Consider the following 16,028-nt stretch of genomic DNA (forward strand, 5'->3'; position numbering starts at 1 on the left):
CTTAATTACCGCTGAACCCCAGGTTTTTACAGTTCATTTCGACCATCCGCCCCTCACCGCTGTCAGTCGGGCGGCGTCACAGCTATAATCTGCCGCTTTCCTCCCTGCCAAGACTCCCTGACCATGACTGAGTCCGTTCTTGACTACATGACCCGCCTGGGTCGCGCTGCCCGTCAGGCCTCGCGGTTGATCGCCCGTGCGAGCACCGCGCAGAAGAACCGTGCCCTGCTGGCCGCCGCCGATGCTCTGGATGCTTCGCGCTCCGAGCTCAGCGCCGCCAACGAACTGGACCTGGCCAACGGCCGCGCCAATGGCCTGGAGCCAGCCCTGCTGGACCGCCTGGCCCTGACCCCGGCACGTATCGACGACATGATCGAAGGCCTGCGTCAGGTGGCCAAGCTGCCTGACCCCATCGGTGAAATCCGCGACATGCGTTACCTGCCGTCCGGCATCCAGGTCGGCAAGATGCGCGTGCCCCTGGGCGTGATCGGCATCATTTACGAGTCGCGTCCGAACGTGACCATCGACGCCGCGAGCCTGTGCCTCAAGTCCGGCAACGCCACCATCCTGCGCGGCGGTTCCGAGGCGATCAATTCCAACCGTGCCATCGCGGCCTGCATCCAGCAGGGCCTGGCCGTGGCCGAGTTGCCCGCCGAAGTGGTGCAAGTGGTGGAAACCACCGACCGCGCCGCCGTGGGCGCGTTGATCACCATGCCGGAATTCGTCGACGTGATCGTGCCGCGCGGTGGCAAGAGCCTGATCGAACGCGTCAGCCGCGATGCCAAGGTGCCAGTGATCAAGCACCTGGACGGCGTGTGCCACGTGTACATCGACATCGCCGCCGACATCGACAAGGCGATCCGCATCGCCGACAACGCCAAGACCCACCGCTACGCCCCGTGCAACACCATGGAAACCCTGCTGGTGCACGTCGGCATTGCCGAGCGCGTGCTGCCGCCGCTGGCTGCCATCTACCGCGACAAGGGCGTTGAATTGCGCGGTTGCGAGCGCACCCGTGCGCTGCTGGGTGCGGACGTGATCGAGGCGACCGAGCTGGACTGGTACACCGAATACACCGCGCCGATCCTGTCGATCAAGATCGTCGATGACCTCGACGAGGCTATCGAACACATCAACACCTACGGTTCCAAGCACACCGACGCCATCGTCTCCGAGCATTTCAGCGATGCGCGGCGCTTCCTCAACGAAGTGGATTCCGCTTCGGTGATGATCAACGCCTCGACGCGCTTTGCCGACGGCTTCGAATACGGCCTGGGCGCGGAGATCGGGATTTCCACCGACAAGCTTCACGCCCGTGGCCCGGTCGGGCTGGAAGGCCTGACCAGCGAGAAGTACGTGGTGTTCGGCGACGGTCATGTGCGCACTTGATGGGTAAACGCATCGGGCTGCTCGGCGGTACCTTCGACCCCGTGCACATCGGCCATTTGCGCAGTGCCCTGGAAGTCGCGGATGCCCTCGCGCTGGACGAGCTGCGCGTGATGCCCAACGCGCGGCCGCCTCATCGCGATACGCCGCAGGTGTCGCCGCAGCAACGCCTGGAGATGGTGCGCCTGGCGGTGGAAGGCATAGCGCCGCTGGTGGTGGACGACCGCGAGCTCAAGCGCGACAAACCGTCCTACACTGTTGACACCCTGGAGCTGATGCGTGCCGAGTTGGCCGCGGATGACCAGTTGTTTTTGCTTCTGGGCTGGGACGCTTTTTGCGGCCTGCCCTCTTGGCATCGCTGGGAGGAACTCCTCCAGCATTGCCACATCCTGGTTCTGCAACGCCCGGATGCCGACAGCGAACCGCCGGATGCCTTGCGCAACCTGCTGGCCGCGCGGTCGGTAAGTGACCCCTTGGCCCTGACCGGGCCGAACGGGAATATTGCATTCGTCTGGCAGACCCCGCTTGCGGTGTCCGCCACCCAGATCCGTCAACTGCTGGCCAGCGGGAAGTCGGTACGTTTCCTGGTGCCTGACGCGGTCCTGGCCTACATCGATGCGCACGGGCTTTACCGTGCGTCGAACTGAAAAGGCGCGCTTGAACGTACGAAAATTCGTGCAGCAAGCGTCCGAACATACGAGCAAAACGAGTTTTATATGACGAACAAAGACGTAAGCAAAGTTAAGCGCAAAGGCACCTTCAAAAGCGCGCCGCTGCCGGTTGAAGCCCACGTAGGCCCGGAACTGGCTGGCGAAGAGCTGGTAAAGGTCGCGGTGGCTGCCCTGGAGGACGTTAAAGCCCAGGACATCCAGGTGCTGGACGTGCGCGACAAGCAAAGCATCACCGACTTCATGATTATCGCCACCGGTACCTCGAACCGTCAGATCGGCGCGATGCTCGATAAAGTCCGTGAAGCCGTCAAAGCCCAGGGCGTGAAGCCGCTGGGTGAAGAAGGCAAGGGCGACAGCGACTGGGTGTTGCTGGACATGGACGACGTGATCGTTCACATGATGACTTCCAACGCCCGCCAGTTCTACGACCTGGAGCGTCTGTGGAAAGGCGCCGAGCAGAGCCGTGCCGCCGATGGCAAGCACCACAGCCCGGAAGTGGGCCACGCGCACTTCGACAAGCTCAACAAAGACCAGGAATAAGGAACGGCTGTGCGCCTGCGTCTGATTGCTGTCGGTTCACGTATGCCCAAGTGGGTGGAAGAAGGCTGGCACGAGTATGCCAAGCGTCTGCCCGCTGAGCTGTCGCTGGAACTGGTAGAGATACCGCTCAATACCCGGGGCAAGAATGCCGACGTGGCGCGCTTTATCCGTCAGGAAGGCGAAGCCATGCTGGCCAAGGTCGGCCCCAACGAGCGCATCGTCACCCTCGAAGTGCACGGCAAGCCCTGGAGCACCGAGCAGCTGGCGGTGGAACTGGATCGCTGGCGCCTGGACTCGCGTACGGTCAACTTCATGGTCGGTGGCCCCGAAGGGCTGGCGCCGGAAGTCTGCGCGCGGGCGGACCAGCGTTGGTCGCTGTCGGCGTTGACGCTGCCGCACCCGTTGGTAAGGATCCTGATCGGTGAACAGCTGTATCGCGCCTGGACAGTCCTGTCCGGGCACCCTTACCACAAATAATCTGCGCCCCTCCCGATGACCCAACCGATCCGCATCAAGGACCACGAGAAAGACGCACGTCTCGTACGCGCACGCGTGGTGTTTGGCGCAATCATGGTGGTGGCGTTGTTGGGCGTGCTGATCGCCCGCCTGTATTTCCTGCAGGTGATCCAGTACGACTATCACTCCACGCTGTCGGAAAACAACCGGGTGCATGTGCAGCCGATCCCGCCGACCCGTGGGCTGATTTTCGACCGTAATGGCGTGGTGGTGGCGGACAACCGGCCCAGCTTCAGCCTGAGCATGACCCGCGAGCGTTCCGGCGACTGGCAGCAGATCCTCGATGTGATTGTCGAGGTACTGCAACTGACGCCGGAAGACCGGGTGATCTTCGAGAAACGCATGAAACAGGGGCGCCGGCCTTTCGAGCCGGTGCCGATCCTGTTCGAGCTGACCGAAGAGCAGATCGCGCGGATTGCGGTGAACCAGTTTCGTCTGCCGGGTGTGGAAGTGGTGGCGCAGTTGGTGCGGCATTACCCGCAAGGGCCGCACTTTGCCCACTCCGTTGGCTACATGGGGCGGATCAACGAGAAAGAGCTGAAAACCCTCGATCCGGTGAATTACAGCGGCACCCACCATATCGGCAAGACCGGCATCGAGCGTTTCTACGAGCCCGAGTTGCACGGTCAGGTGGGTTACGAGGAAGTCGAGACCAACGCCCGTGGCCGCGTGCTGCGGGTGCTCAAGCGTACCGACCCGGTGCCGGGCAAGGACATCGTGCTGAGCCTGGACATCAAGCTGCAGGAAGCGGCGGAGATGGCCCTGGGCGGGCGGCGCGGCGCGGTGGTTGCCCTGGACCCGGCTACTGGCGAAGTCCTGGCGATGGTCAGCCAGCCGAGTTTCGACCCCAATCTGTTTGTGACCGGGATCAGCTTCAAGGCCTACGCCGAGTTGCGTGATTCCATCGATCGGCCGCTGTTCAACCGCGTGTTGCGCGGCCTGTATCCGCCGGGCTCGACCATCAAGCCGGCGGTGGCGATTGCCGGACTGGACGCAGGTGTGGTCACGGCCTCCAGCCGCGTGTTCGACCCGGGCTACTACATGCTGCCCAACTACGATCACAAATACCGTAACTGGAACCGCACCGGTGACGGCTATGTCGACCTGGACACCGCGATCATGCGCTCCAACGACACTTATTTTTACGACCTGGCCCACAAGCTCGGGATCGATCGCCTGTCCGCTTACATGGGCAAGTTCGGCCTTGGCCAGAAGGTCTCGCTGGACATGTTCGAAGAGTCCCCCGGCCTGATGCCGTCGCGGGAGTGGAAGCGCGCGACCCGCCGCCAGGCGTGGTTCCCAGGCGAAACCCTGATCCTCGGTATCGGCCAGGGCTACATGCAGGCCACGCCGTTGCAACTGGCGCAGGCCACGGCGTTGGTCGCCAACAAAGGCATCTGGAACCGTCCACACCTGGCCAAGACCATCGAGGGCGAGAAGCCTCTGGATGAAAACCCGATCCCGGACATCGTACTGCGCGACCCGTCCGACTGGACCAAGGTCAACCACGGCATGCAGCAAGTGATGCACGGCGCACGCGGCACCGCGCGCAAGGCGGCCATCGGCGCGCAGTACCGCATTGCCGGCAAGAGCGGTACCGCCCAGGTGGTGGCGATCAAGCAGGGCGAAAAATATGACCGCTCCAAGGTCCAGGAGCGCCACCGCGACCACGCCTTGTTTGTCGGCTTTGCCCCGGCGGACGACCCGAAGATCGTGGTGGCGGTGATGGTCGAGAACGGCGAGTCCGGCTCCGGCGTCGCGGCGCCCGTGGTGCGCCAAGTAATGGACGCCTGGCTGTTGGCCGACGACGGCAGGCTCAAGCCCGAATACGGCGGGCCCCCTTCAAGCACCGAGGTTACGGCCCGTGAAGAGTAATTTTGACCGCATCCTCTCCAGTGAGGATGTGATGCGTCGCCGTGCGACGTTGCTGCAACGCATGCACATTGACGGCCCGTTGCTGATCCTGCTGCTGACCCTGGCGGCCGGTAGCCTGTTCGTCCTGTATTCGGCCAGCGGCAAGAACTGGGACCTGCTGATCAAGCAGGCGTCTTCGTTTGGCCTGGGCTTGTTGTCGATGGTGGTGATCGCCCAGCTGGAGCCGCGTTTCATGGCGCGCTGGGTGCCGTTGGGCTACGTCGCCGGGGTGTTGCTGCTGGTGGTGGTGGACGTGATGGGCCACAACGCCATGGGCGCGACCCGCTGGATCAACATTCCGGGGGTGATTCGCTTCCAGCCGTCGGAATTCATGAAGATCCTGATGCCGGCGACCATCGCCTGGTACCTGTCCAAGCGCACGTTGCCGCCGCAGCTCAAGCACGTAGGGATCAGCCTGATCCTGATTGGCGTGCCGTTCATCCTGATCGTGCGCCAGCCGGACCTGGGCACCTCGCTGCTGATACTGGCCGGTGGTGCGTTCGTGCTGTTCATGGGCGGCCTGCGCTGGCGCTGGATCCTCAGCGTGCTCGCTGCCGCGGTGCCGGTGGCCGTGGCCATGTGGTTCTTCTTTATGCACGACTACCAGAAGCAGCGAATTCTCACGTTCCTCGACCCGGAAAGCGATCCGCTGGGCACCGGCTGGAACATCATCCAGTCGAAGGCCGCCATCGGCTCCGGCGGGGTATTTGGTAAGGGCTGGTTACTGGGTACCCAGTCGCACCTGGACTTTTTGCCCGAGAGCCACACCGACTTCATTATTGCGGTGATGGGCGAAGAGTTCGGCCTGGTAGGCATTTGCGCGCTGTTGCTGATCTATCTGCTGTTGATTGGTCGCGGCCTGGTGATCACCGCGCAGGCGCAGACGCTGTTCGGCAAATTGCTCGCCGGCGCCCTGACCATGACTTTTTTTGTTTACGTTTTCGTCAACATCGGTATGGTCAGTGGCCTGTTGCCGGTGGTTGGGGTGCCGTTGCCATTCATTAGCTACGGCGGAACTTCGCTGGTGACATTGCTGTCAGCGTTTGGGGTTTTGATGTCGATTCATACGCATCGCAAATGGATCGCACAGGTTTGAATAAGGTGAAGATGTCAATGCAAGTAATGCGCGGCTGGGCGACTCGGCACGCGTCCTGGATGGGCCTGATTGGGCTGCTGGGCGCAACGCAAGAGGCGCAGGCCGGTGACTACGATGGTTCACCCCAGGTCGCCGAGTTTGTCGGTGAGATGACCCGCGACTATGGTTTCGCCGGTGAACAGCTGATGGGTGTGTTCCGCGAAGCCCAGAAAAAGCAGGCGATCCTCGACGCCATTTCGCGCCCCGCTGAGCGTGTGAAGCAGTGGAAGGAATATCGCCCGATGTTCCTCACCGACGCCCGCGTGGCCCGTGGCGTGGACTTCTGGCGCCAGCACGAGGCCGTGCTGGCTCGCGCCGAGCAGGAGTACGGCGTGCCGGCCCAGGTCATCGTTGCGATCATTGGCATTGAAACCTTCTACGGGCGCAATACCGGCAGCTATCGGGTGATCGACGCCTTGTCGACCCTGGGCTTCGATTATCCGCCCCGCGCCGAGTTCTTCCGCAAGGAACTGCGCGAGTTCCTGCTGCTGGCCCGCGAAGAGCAGGTCGACCCGCTGAGCCTCAAGGGTTCCTATGCCGGTGCGATGGGCTTGCCGCAGTTCATGCCGAGCAGCTTCCGCGCCTATGCAGTGGACTTCGACGGCGACGGGCATATCAATATCTGGAGCAACCCCGACGACGCCATCGGCAGCGTGGCCAGCTACTTCAAGCGCCATGGCTGGGTCGCCGGTGAGCCGGTGGTGATACGTGCGGATGTCACGGGCGATCGCGCCGACGAAGGCCTGACGCAGGGCATCGAGCCGGCCAAGACGGTCGGGGAGTTGCGGGCGCTGGGCTGGTCGAGTCAGAATGCGCTGCCTGACGAGATGCCGGTCACGGCATTCCGCCTTGAGGGCGAAAACGGCCCGGAATACTGGATGGGCCTGAAGAATTTCTACGCAATCACGCGTTATAACCGCAGTGTGATGTACGCCATGGCCGTGCATCAGCTGTCAGACATGCTGGTCCAAGCACGGGGCACTAAGTAATGCGGGCATCGCCGTTCAATCAACCGCTCAAGCTGGTGGCGTTCGTCGCGTTGTCCCTGCTGGTCGTCAGTTGCTCCACCAGCCGCGGTCCGGCGCAGAAGTCCGGGGGCACCGCAGTTCGTTCCCAGCCGGGCCTGGACATCAACCGTGCGCACAAAGACGGCGCGCCGTGGTGGGATGTCGATGTGTCGAAGATCCCGGACGCCACGCCCACCCTGCACACCGGTGCCTACAAGGCCAACCCGTACACCGTGCTGGGCAAGACCTATTTCCCGCTGCAGGAATCCAAGACCTACGTGCAATCGGGCACGGCGTCCTGGTACGGCACCAAGTTCCACGGCCAGAACACCGCCAATGGCGAAGTGTATGACCTGTATGGCATGAGTGCAGCGCACAAGACCCTGCCGCTGCCGAGCTATGTGCGGGTGACCAACCTGGACAACAACCGCACGGTGATCCTGCGCGTCAACGACCGCGGCCCGTTTTACTCGGACCGTATCATCGACCTGTCCTACGCCGCCGCGAAGAAACTCGGCTACGCCGAAACCGGCACCGCACGGGTCAAGGTCGAAGGCATCGACCCGGCGCAGTACTGGGCCCAGCGCGGCAAGCCGGCGCCATTGATGCTCAACGAGCCGCAGACACCACAACCGCAAATCACCGCATCGGCGGGCAAGGTCGAGCAGTGGACACCGCCGCCACAACAGCACGCCCCGGACACCGTGGCAGTGCCGCAGGCTGCCCAGGGTGCTTCGCTGGCCGGTGGCCAATACTTGCAGGTGGGCGCTTTCGCCAACCCGGATGCGGCAGAACTGTTAAGGTCCAAGCTCAGCAGCATGGTCAACGCGCCGGTGTTCATCAGCTCCATCGTGCGTAACCAGCAGACGTTGCACCGTGTGCGCATGGGCCCGATCGGCTCGCCGAGCGAAGTGGCGCAAGTGCAGAACAGCGTGCGCCTGGCCAATCTGGGTCAGCCTAGCGTGGTCACCGCTGAATAAAACAGAATTGATGGTTCTGGCCCGTGCGCGGGCTTGAACCCTGGTTGTTGGCTCGTTGAACAATAAAAACCCGGGGGCAAGGGGTGAGCGGGCAACCGAACACGTGACAGTCTGGTAGCGGGCTGTCTGAATAAGTTTTGCCCGCGAGGGCAAGTTTCCATAAGCAATTTCGAGAGACGGATGAACATCACCACCTTAGCCAAACGCACGTGCCTGCTTCTTTCGCTGATCATCACCCCGGCCGCCTGGGCGGTTGAAATGGTGCCGGCTTCCCCGCAACTGGCTGCCAAGGCCTGGGTCCTCATGGATGCCGCCAGCGGCAACGTGCTGGTCGAGAACAACGGTGACCAGCGCCTGCCACCGGCCAGCCTGACCAAACTGATGACCGCCTACATCGCGACCCTGGAAATCCGTCGCGGCCAGATCGGCGAGAACGACCCGGTCACCGTCAGCGAAAACGCCTGGCGTACCGGCGGTTCGCGGATGTTCATCAAGGTGGGTTCGCAGGTGACTGTGAGCGACCTGTTGCACGGCATCATCATCCAGTCCGGTAACGATGCCAGCGTCGCGCTGGCCGAGCACATCGCCGGCAGCGAAGATGCATTCGCCGACATGATGAACAAAACCGTGGCCGACCTGGGCATGACCAACAGCCACTTCATGAACCCGACCGGCCTGCCGAACCCGGAGCACTACTCGTCGGCTCACGACATGGCGATCCTGGCGCGCGCGATCATTCGTGTCGACCCGGTGCACTACGCGATCTACTCCCAGAAGGAATTCTTCTGGAACAACATCAAGCAGCCTAACCGCAACCTGCTGCTGTGGCGCGACAAGACCGTCGATGGTCTGAAAACCGGCCACACCGAAGAAGCCGGTTACTGCATGGTGTCGTCCGCTGTCCGTGACGGCCAGCGCCTGATTGCCGTGGTCTTCGGCACCAACAGCGAACAGGCCCGTGCGGCCGAGACGCAAAAGCTGCTGACCTACGGTTTCCGTTTCTTCGAAACCCAGACCTTCTACCAGAAGGGTGCTGAACTGGCGACCGCGCCGGTGTGGAAAGGCGCGACCTCTCAAGTCAAGGCTGGCCTGGCTGAAGACCTGACCCTGACCATGCCTAAAGGCCAGCTGAAGAAGCTCGCTGCCAGCATGACCATGAACCCGCAACTGGTTGCGCCCATCGCCAAGGGCGACGTGATCGGTAAAGTCGAAGTGAAGCTGGACGACAAGGTGGTGCACAGCGCCGACCTGATCGCCCTGGACGCTGTCGACGAAGGTGGTATCTTCCGCCGCGTGTGGGATAGCATCCGTCTATTCTTCTACAGCCTGTTCAACTGATTGTGTGCACCTGCAAAGCCCCGTGTTGATCCGACACGGGGCTTTGCCCGTCGCCACGGCTTACGCTTACGAGGCCGTTACGCCATGACCGATAAAGAAGTAAAGGCGCCAAAGATCGAATTCCCGGTGGTGGACTATCCCATCAAGGTGATCAGCGATACCGGTGTCGGCCGTAAAGACCTGATCCTTGAGATCGTGCGTAAACACGCCACGATCAACGATCAGCGCGTGGATGAACGCTCCAGTTCAACCGGCAAATACACCACGATCCAGTTGCACATCGTTGCGACGGATCAGGACCAGCTCTACAACATCAACAGTGAACTGCGGGCCACCGGCTTCGTGCACATGGTGCTGTGATGTCACAGGTCCTGGGCTTTCGCGAGCTCGGCCGGATGGACTACGAGCCCGTCTGGCACGCCATGCAGCGCTTCACCAACGAGCGCGGCACCTCGGCCCCCGATGAAATCTGGCTGGTGGAACACCCGCCGGTGTTCACCCAGGGCCAGGCCGGCAAGGCCGAACATCTGCTGCTGCCGGGGGAAATTCCGGTGGTGCAGGTCGACCGAGGTGGCCAAGTGACTTACCATGGGCCGGGTCAACTGGTGGCCTACTTGCTGCTGGATGTGCGCAAGCTGGGGTTCGGCGTGCGCGACCTGGTCAGCCGCATGGAGGCTTGCCTGATCGAGCTGCTGGCCAGTTACGGCGTGAGCGCCGCAGCCAAGCCGGATGCGCCGGGTGTGTACGTTGATGGCGCGAAAATCGCCTCCCTGGGGCTGCGGATTCGCCACGGCTGTTCCTTTCATGGCCTGGCCCTGAATGTGGACATGGACCTGGCGCCGTTCCGGCGGATCAACCCGTGTGGCTATGCCGGGTTGGCAATGACGCAACTGAGTGACCACGCCACACCGATTAAATTTGCCGAGGTAAGTGCCCGGCTGCGTGCGCAGCTCGTCAAACACCTCGACTATGCTGAGCAGACGACCCTTACGGGCGGAATCGACTGATTATGACTACTGATGCAGTGCAAACCATGATCCCGACGGTGGACGTTACCGAACGCCCAGCCCCGGCCCCGCGTGCCAAGGTGGAAGCCGGCGTCAAGCTGCGCGGCGCCGAGAAGGTTGCACGCATCCCGGTGAAGATCATTCCGACCACCGAATTGCCGAAGAAACCCGACTGGATCCGCGTGCGCATCCCGGTTTCGCCGGAAGTCGACCGTATCAAGGCGCTGCTGCGCAAGCACAAACTGCACAGCGTGTGCGAAGAAGCCTCCTGCCCGAACCTGGGCGAGTGCTTCTCCGGCGGCACCGCCACCTTCATGATCATGGGTGACATCTGCACCCGTCGCTGCCCGTTCTGCGACGTCGGCCACGGCCGTCCGAAGCCACTGGACGTCAACGAGCCGGAGAGCCTGGCCATCGCCATCGCCGACCTGCGCCTCAAGTACGTGGTGATCACCTCGGTAGACCGCGACGACCTGCGTGACGGGGGTGCCCAGCACTTTGCCGACTGCATCCGCGAAATCCGCAAGCTGTCGCCGAACGTGATGCTCGAAACCCTGGTCCCGGACTACCGTGGCCGTATGGACGTGGCGCTGGAAATCACCGCCGCCGAGCCGCCTGATGTGTTCAACCACAACCTCGAAACCGTGCCACGCCTGTACAAGGCTGCGCGTCCAGGTTCGGATTACCAGTGGTCGCTGACCCTGCTGCAGAAATTCAAGCAGATGATGCCGCACATCCCGACCAAGTCCGGCCTGATGCTGGGCCTGGGCGAGACCGACGAAGAAGTCATCGAAGTCATGAAGCGCATGCGCGAACACGACATCGACATGCTGACCCTGGGCCAATACCTGCAACCGTCCCGCAGCCACTTGCCGGTGCAGCGTTTCGTGCACCCGGACACCTTCGCCTGGTTCGCCGAGGAAGGCTACAAGATGGGCTTCAAGAACGTGGCGTCGGGCCCGCTGGTGCGCTCCTCGTACCATGCGGACGAGCAGGCCAAGCTGGTCAAGGCAAGCCTGGTTTCCTGATAGCGCTGTGAGCGGCACCGCAGGTTAATGTGGGAGGGGGCTTGCCCCCGATAGCGGACTGTCAGTCAGCACTTCTGATACTGATACACCGCCATCGGGGACAAGCCTCCTCCCATAGTTGTTTCGCGTTAGCCAAGGAGAGTCGTGGATGACCGCTGCAGTACCTGCCCTCCGTAGCGAAGGCACCATCGCCCTGATCGCCCCCGCCGGCCCCGCCACCCTGGACGTTGAAAAAGCCGGCCAATGGATGCGCACCCGCGGCTACGACCTGCGCATCTTCCCGGGTGTCTATGAACGCGACGGCTACCTCGCCGGCAGCGATAAAACCCGCCTCAACGACCTGCACAAAGCTTTCGCCGACCCTGAAATCGACGCCATCTTCTGCCTGCGTGGCGGCTACGGCACGCCGCGCCTGCTCGATAGCCTGGACTTCGACCTGCTGCGCGCCAATGCCAAACCCTTCGTGGGTTACAGCGACATCACCGCGCTGCACCTGGCAATCAGCCGTTACGCCGGCTTCGTGACCTTCCATGGGCCGATGCTCAACGCCGATCTCTTGGGCGACAAGCAACCACCTACCGAGTCTTCATTGTTCAGCATGCTGCGCGGCCAGTTGGGCGCTGGCAGCGAGTTGATGCACCCCGTGGCGTACCCGCTGACCACAATCGAGCCTGGCATCGCCTGTGGGCGCTTGCTGGGCGGCAACCTGTCGATGATCGCGGCAGTCATGGGCACACCCTTTGAGATCGACGCAGAAGGCATCATCCTGTTGATCGAGGACGTCAACGAGCCGATCTACCGCATTGACCGCCTGCTGACGCACCTGCGCCTGGCAGGCAAGCTGGCGCAGGTCGCCGGTGTACTGGTAGGGGACGTGGCGGGTGTGGATAAGGTTGCGTTGGAGCGCTTGCTCAAGCAGACCTTCGAGCCGCTGTGCATCCCCGTGTTGTCCGGTTGGCGCAGTGGGCATTGCGACCCGAACCTGACGTTGCCGATGGGCGCGTTGGTGCGGTTGGATGCGGGGGAGCAGCGGGTGGTGTTGGAGCAGGATGTAGTGTTCAAAGCCTGAGTTTTTGCGACCTGTCAGGCCGTCATCGGGGGCAAGCCCCCTCCCACAATGGAATGCTGTCGAAATGTGGGAGGGGGCTTGCCCCCGATAGCAATAGCCGCCATATGCCGATCTAGCGGCTCTGCAACGACTCCAGCAGTTTCACCGTCGGATACCCATCCGCCGGCCAGCCCAAGGCCTGCTGCGCCGCACGAATCGCCTTACGCGTATTGGCGCCGATAATCCCGTCAGGGTTGCCCGCGTCATAGCCATTGGCACTCAAGGCCGTCTGCAAGTCGATGCGCTGCGAGCGGCTCAATGGCAATTCATCTTTCGGCCAATCGCCACGAATCACGCCGCCGCCACCGAAACGTTCCGACAGCAGGCCGACCGCCAAAGCGTAGGACGACGAGTTGTTGTACTTGAGGATCGCACGGAAGTTATCCAGCACCAGGAACGCCGGGCCGCGATAACCGGCCGGTAACAGCAGGGCAGCGGAGAGTTGGTCGACGTTGGGTGGCAGGCTGGCACCCGGTGGCAGTTGGATGCCCAGTTTCAGCCATTCTGCGACCGTCTTGCGGATGCCGCCATCGGCCAGGGCGTAGTCGAAGTTCGCCGGCAATTGTTTCACCTCAAAACCCCACGGCTGGCCTTTCTGCCAGCCGGAGCTTTGCAGGTAGTGCGCGGTGGAGGCGAGGGCATCTGCCGGGCTGTTCCAGATATCGCGGCGACCGTCGCCATCGAAGTCGACGGCGTGGGTGTTGTAGGTGGTCGGGATAAATTGGGTCTGGCCCATGGCGCCGGCCCAGGAGCCTTTCATCTGGTCGGCCTGGATATCGCCGTGCTGGATGATCTGCAGCGCCGCCAGCAGTTGCGCCTGGGCAAATGCCGGGCGGCGGCCTTCGTAGGCCAGGGTCGCCAGGGAGCGGATCACCGAGTTGTTGCCTTGGAACTGGCCGAAGTTGCTCTCCATGCCCCACACCGACACCAGCGCCTGGCGGTCGACGCCATAACGCTGTTCGATGCTTTGCAGGATGTCGGCGTACTTGACCAGCAACGCCTGGCCGTTGCGCACGCGCACGGGCGACAGGGCACCGTCGAGGTATTCCCACACCGGGCGGGAAAATTCCGGCTGGCTGCGGTCGGCGCGGATCACCGCCATGTCGGGGGTAACGTTGGCAAATGCGTTGTCGAATACGGCGGCGGTGATGCCGGCCTGCAGGGCTTGCACGCGGAAGGCCGCCTGCCATTCGGCGAAGGTCTGGGTCGGCTGGATATCAAGATTGTCCACGGCCAGCGGGGCCACGACGGCGGGCGCAACCACAGGGGCGGTCTGGAGCTTGGGCAGCGGTTGAGCGTCGGCGGCGGTGGGTTTCTCCGCGCAGGCGACGAGCAGAATGAGGCTGGAGGCAGCGATCAGTTGGCGAAAGTGCCAACGACGGGAAAGACTAGAGGGCATGCACAGGTCCAGGGATTGCAAATCAGGTGCAGACCTTATCATGCCAGAGGGCTGCTTGCCTTCAGGTAGCCAGAAAGTAAGAAGCCTCCCAGCTATTAGACTGGAAGGCTTCGCGGCGGTAGCTGCCTTTGCCCTTGCCGGCGCGTTCCTGACGGCTGCGGAACAGTGGCTGGGCGATGATGGATTTGGCCTTGTTGGGGCCATGCTTGGATGGCTTTTTGCTCATGGTCGTTACTCTCGTTGGGTGGTGGAAGCGGTGCAAATCATCTGCCGATGTTGCGCCGCTGTAAAGCCCTTCGAGAGGTAGGACTATTCTGCCGGCAATGTCAGGCGCTGGCCGGCCATCAGCAACGATAAACGGCTCAGGCTCATCCACGGCGAACCAGCGGCTTGGCCCTTGATCTGCGCGTCGATGCGCTGCGCTTCCAGCAGCAATTGTGCCCAGCGTTGCGCCGAGTGCCGTTGCAGCGCTTTGCTCATCAAGGGTTTGCGCTTGTCCCACACCGGTGGCTTGGCCTGGCTGAAGCATTTGTCCAGCGGCGTACCCTGGCTATATTGCAGGGCAATATTGGCCAGCACCCGCAGTTCACGGGCCAGGGCCCAGAGAATCACCGGCGGCTCCACGCCTTCGCCGCGCAGGCCTTCGAGCATACGCAAGGCGTGAGCGGGTTCGCCGTTGAGGATCGCATCCACCAGCCCGAACACATCGAAGCGCGCGCTATCGGCCACGGCGCCCTGGACGGTCTCGACGGTAATCTGCCCGTCTTCGGCCATCAGCTTGAGCTTTTCGATCTCCTGGGCAGCGGCCAGCAAGTTGCCTTCAACCCGGGCGGCGATCAACTCCACTGCGTCCTGGGTTGCCGACAGCCCCGATTGGGACAGGCGTTGGCGAATCCATTGCGGCAACTGGCTGCTGTCCACCGGCCAGATCTGGATGAACTGGGTCTGTGCGCCTTCTACCAGGGCCTTGCCCCACTTGGTTTTCTGCGCGCTGCCATCAAGCTTGGGCAGGCTGATCAACAATACCGTGTCTTCGGCGGGGCGCGAGCAGTATTCCATCAGGGCGGCCGCGCCCTTGTCGCCAGGCTTGCCCGAAGGCAGGCGCAGTTCCAGCAGGCGCTTCTCGGCAAACAGCGACATGCTCGCACCCGCCTGCAGCAGCGTGCCCCAGTCGAAGCTGGCGTCGGCGCTGAAGACTTGGCGTTCGTCGAAACCTTGCTGGCGTGCCGCAGTGCGAATGGCGTCGGCGGCTTCCTGACACAGCAGCGGATCATCACCGCTGACAATGTAGACAGGCGCAAGGCCACCTTGCAGGTGTTTGGCGAGTTGGGCGGGGGCGAGTTTCATAGGCAGGGTAAACGGGGCGTTTGGGGCGCCCCGTCCGGCTTACTCGACAGGGACTTCAACAGGCGACTGTTTCGGCGTGTTGTCTTCGTACTCTTTGGCAGCTTTCAGCGCGTCGGCGTCGGCCTTGGCCTTGTTGTCAGCCTGTTGCTGCAGGGTCTCCAGTTGTTCCGGAGTCAGCATCGACAGGCGCAGCACCATGCGCTGTACCAGTTCGCGACGCATTTCCTTGCGCACTTGCTGGATTTCGGAGTCCGAACCCACCAGGTTGTTGCCATCATGGCTGACCACTTTCTGCACCTGGATCTTGTCACCCATCAGCGGCAGATGATCGCGGCCCTGGATTTCGAAGTTGAGCGCAGTGTTCAGTTCGATGTCGGACGCACGCCCGGCGCTGGCGTAGCTCAGGTTACGCTGGGTTTCTCGCTCGTCCACCAGGAACAGTTTGTACGTCGCGCCGGTATAAACGTGCACGCCGCTGTTTTCCAGCACCTGACGTAACTGCGTCACCGTATCGCCGTAGGCGTTGCGGGCGCTGACGTCGAGTTCCTTGATCGTCAGGTCATTGGTGCCGGTACCGCGCAGCTGGAAGCCGCAAGCGCTCAGCAGCACGGCAAGGCCCATCACCAGCAAATTGCGTTTGATCATTTTGTTG

17 protein-coding genes are annotated in these 16,028 nt (G+C 62.5%); 13 read left to right on the forward strand and 4 right to left on the reverse strand.

Going from position 1 to position 16,028, the window contains the following annotated elements:
- The first annotated feature begins 123 nt into the window (after positions 1 to 123).
- From NL123_RS03740 to NL123_RS03800, 13 genes are all read left to right on the forward strand, one after another.
- Positions 124 to 1,389 carry a glutamate-5-semialdehyde dehydrogenase gene (locus NL123_RS03740; protein ID WP_058427776.1) on the forward strand — a complete coding sequence of 422 codons (1,266 nt, stop codon included), beginning with the start codon at positions 124 to 126 and terminating at the stop codon, positions 1,387 to 1,389.
- Positions 1,389 to 2,033: a nicotinate-nucleotide adenylyltransferase gene (gene nadD, locus NL123_RS03745; protein ID WP_122427405.1), complete on the forward strand. Its 645-nt coding sequence runs from the start codon at positions 1,389 to 1,391 to the stop codon at positions 2,031 to 2,033. The genes NL123_RS03740 and nadD overlap by 1 nt, the downstream gene beginning before the upstream one ends.
- A 69-nt stretch (positions 2,034 to 2,102) precedes the next feature.
- On the forward strand, positions 2,103 to 2,597 hold the full coding sequence (gene rsfS, locus NL123_RS03750; protein WP_003176298.1) for a ribosome silencing factor: 495 nt from the start codon (positions 2,103 to 2,105) through the stop codon (positions 2,595 to 2,597).
- 9 nt (positions 2,598 to 2,606) lie between these two features.
- Positions 2,607 to 3,074: a 23S rRNA (pseudouridine(1915)-N(3))-methyltransferase RlmH gene (gene rlmH, locus NL123_RS03755; RefSeq protein WP_003176297.1), complete on the forward strand. Its 468-nt coding sequence runs from the start codon at positions 2,607 to 2,609 to the stop codon at positions 3,072 to 3,074.
- 15 nt (positions 3,075 to 3,089) lie between these two features.
- Positions 3,090 to 4,988: a penicillin-binding protein 2 gene (mrdA, locus tag NL123_RS03760; protein WP_248484832.1), complete on the forward strand. Its 1,899-nt coding sequence runs from the start codon at positions 3,090 to 3,092 to the stop codon at positions 4,986 to 4,988.
- 31 nt (positions 4,989 to 5,019) lie between these two features.
- Positions 5,020 to 6,123 (forward strand): rod shape-determining protein RodA, encoded by a 1,104-nt coding sequence (gene rodA, locus NL123_RS03765; RefSeq protein WP_042570827.1) that lies wholly within the window; start codon positions 5,020 to 5,022, stop codon positions 6,121 to 6,123.
- A gap of 17 nt (positions 6,124 to 6,140) precedes the next feature.
- Positions 6,141 to 7,151 carry a lytic murein transglycosylase B gene (mltB, locus tag NL123_RS03770; RefSeq protein ID WP_494357239.1) on the forward strand — a complete coding sequence of 337 codons (1,011 nt, stop codon included), beginning with the start codon at positions 6,141 to 6,143 and terminating at the stop codon, positions 7,149 to 7,151.
- Complete coding sequence (locus NL123_RS03775) at positions 7,151 to 8,149, forward strand: septal ring lytic transglycosylase RlpA family protein (RefSeq protein ID WP_058427772.1); 999 nt, start codon at positions 7,151 to 7,153, stop codon at positions 8,147 to 8,149. Before mltB ends, NL123_RS03775 begins: the two co-directional genes overlap by 1 nt.
- 180 nt (positions 8,150 to 8,329) lie before the next feature.
- Positions 8,330 to 9,487, forward strand: a complete 1,158-nt coding sequence (locus NL123_RS03780; protein ID WP_058427771.1) for a D-alanyl-D-alanine carboxypeptidase family protein — start codon at positions 8,330 to 8,332, stop codon at positions 9,485 to 9,487.
- 84 nt (positions 9,488 to 9,571) lie between these two features.
- On the forward strand, positions 9,572 to 9,847 hold the full coding sequence (locus NL123_RS03785) for a DUF493 domain-containing protein (RefSeq protein WP_015886061.1): 276 nt from the start codon (positions 9,572 to 9,574) through the stop codon (positions 9,845 to 9,847).
- On the forward strand, positions 9,847 to 10,494 hold the full coding sequence (gene lipB / locus NL123_RS03790; RefSeq protein ID WP_058427770.1) for a lipoyl(octanoyl) transferase LipB: 648 nt from the start codon (positions 9,847 to 9,849) through the stop codon (positions 10,492 to 10,494). Before NL123_RS03785 ends, lipB begins: the two co-directional genes overlap by 1 nt.
- 26 nt (positions 10,495 to 10,520) lie before the next feature.
- Positions 10,521 to 11,522, forward strand: a complete 1,002-nt coding sequence (gene lipA, locus NL123_RS03795) for a lipoyl synthase (RefSeq protein WP_166794335.1) — start codon at positions 10,521 to 10,523, stop codon at positions 11,520 to 11,522.
- A 148-nt stretch (positions 11,523 to 11,670) separates the two neighbouring features.
- Positions 11,671 to 12,591, forward strand: coding sequence for a S66 peptidase family protein (locus NL123_RS03800; RefSeq protein ID WP_494357240.1), 921 nt, complete (start codon positions 11,671 to 11,673; stop codon positions 12,589 to 12,591).
- Positions 12,592 to 12,703: 112 nt separating this feature from the next.
- Here NL123_RS03800 and NL123_RS03805 read toward each other — a convergent pair whose 3' ends face one another.
- From NL123_RS03805 to NL123_RS03820, 4 genes are all read right to left on the reverse strand, one after another.
- On the reverse strand, positions 12,704 to 14,029 hold the full coding sequence (locus tag NL123_RS03805) for a lytic murein transglycosylase (RefSeq protein WP_248484826.1): 1,326 nt from the start codon (positions 14,027 to 14,029) through the stop codon (positions 12,704 to 12,706).
- Positions 14,030 to 14,090: 61 nt separating this feature from the next.
- Positions 14,091 to 14,255, reverse strand: a complete 165-nt coding sequence (gene arfA / locus NL123_RS03810) for an alternative ribosome rescue factor ArfA (RefSeq protein WP_494357241.1) — start codon at positions 14,253 to 14,255, stop codon at positions 14,091 to 14,093.
- 83 nt (positions 14,256 to 14,338) lie between these two features.
- Entirely contained in the window at positions 14,339 to 15,376 is a 1,038-nt protein-coding gene (holA, locus tag NL123_RS03815; protein ID WP_058427766.1) for a DNA polymerase III subunit delta, read from the reverse strand.
- A gap of 39 nt (positions 15,377 to 15,415) precedes the next feature.
- Entirely contained in the window at positions 15,416 to 16,021 is a 606-nt protein-coding gene (locus NL123_RS03820) for an LPS-assembly lipoprotein LptE (RefSeq protein ID WP_071493669.1), read from the reverse strand.
- Positions 16,022 to 16,028: the final 7 nt, after the last annotated feature.

Source organism: Pseudomonas sp. FBCC-B1565 (genome assembly GCF_059133265.1).

What these genes read in the sequence shown, in the direction of transcription:
- NL123_RS03740 (WP_058427776.1), top strand. Translation starts at nt 124, where the DNA reads ATGACTGAGTCCGTTCTTGACTACATGACCCGCCTGGGTCGCGCTGCC.
- nadD (WP_122427405.1), top strand. Translation starts at nt 1,389, where the DNA reads ATGGGTAAACGCATCGGGCTGCTCGGCGGTACCTTCGACCCCGTGCAC.
- rsfS (WP_003176298.1), top strand. Translation starts at nt 2,103, where the DNA reads ATGACGAACAAAGACGTAAGCAAAGTTAAGCGCAAAGGCACCTTCAAA.
- mrdA (WP_248484832.1), top strand. Translation starts at nt 3,090, where the DNA reads ATGACCCAACCGATCCGCATCAAGGACCACGAGAAAGACGCACGTCTC.
- rodA (WP_042570827.1), top strand. Translation starts at nt 5,020, where the DNA reads ATGCGTCGCCGTGCGACGTTGCTGCAACGCATGCACATTGACGGCCCG.
- mltB (WP_494357239.1), top strand. Translation starts at nt 6,141, where the DNA reads ATGCAAGTAATGCGCGGCTGGGCGACTCGGCACGCGTCCTGGATGGGC.
- NL123_RS03775 (WP_058427772.1), top strand. Translation starts at nt 7,151, where the DNA reads ATGCGGGCATCGCCGTTCAATCAACCGCTCAAGCTGGTGGCGTTCGTC.
- NL123_RS03780 (WP_058427771.1), top strand. Translation starts at nt 8,330, where the DNA reads ATGAACATCACCACCTTAGCCAAACGCACGTGCCTGCTTCTTTCGCTG.
- NL123_RS03785 (WP_015886061.1), top strand. Translation starts at nt 9,572, where the DNA reads ATGACCGATAAAGAAGTAAAGGCGCCAAAGATCGAATTCCCGGTGGTG.
- lipB (WP_058427770.1), top strand. Translation starts at nt 9,847, where the DNA reads ATGTCACAGGTCCTGGGCTTTCGCGAGCTCGGCCGGATGGACTACGAG.
- lipA (WP_166794335.1), top strand. Translation starts at nt 10,521, where the DNA reads ATGATCCCGACGGTGGACGTTACCGAACGCCCAGCCCCGGCCCCGCGT.
- NL123_RS03800 (WP_494357240.1), top strand. Translation starts at nt 11,671, where the DNA reads ATGACCGCTGCAGTACCTGCCCTCCGTAGCGAAGGCACCATCGCCCTG.
- NL123_RS03805 (WP_248484826.1), bottom strand. Translation starts at nt 14,029, where the DNA reads ATGCCCTCTAGTCTTTCCCGTCGTTGGCACTTTCGCCAACTGATCGCT.
- arfA (WP_494357241.1), bottom strand. Translation starts at nt 14,255, where the DNA reads ATGAGCAAAAAGCCATCCAAGCATGGCCCCAACAAGGCCAAATCCATC.
- holA (WP_058427766.1), bottom strand. Translation starts at nt 15,376, where the DNA reads ATGAAACTCGCCCCCGCCCAACTCGCCAAACACCTGCAAGGTGGCCTT.
- NL123_RS03820 (WP_071493669.1), bottom strand. Translation starts at nt 16,021, where the DNA reads ATGATCAAACGCAATTTGCTGGTGATGGGCCTTGCCGTGCTGCTGAGC.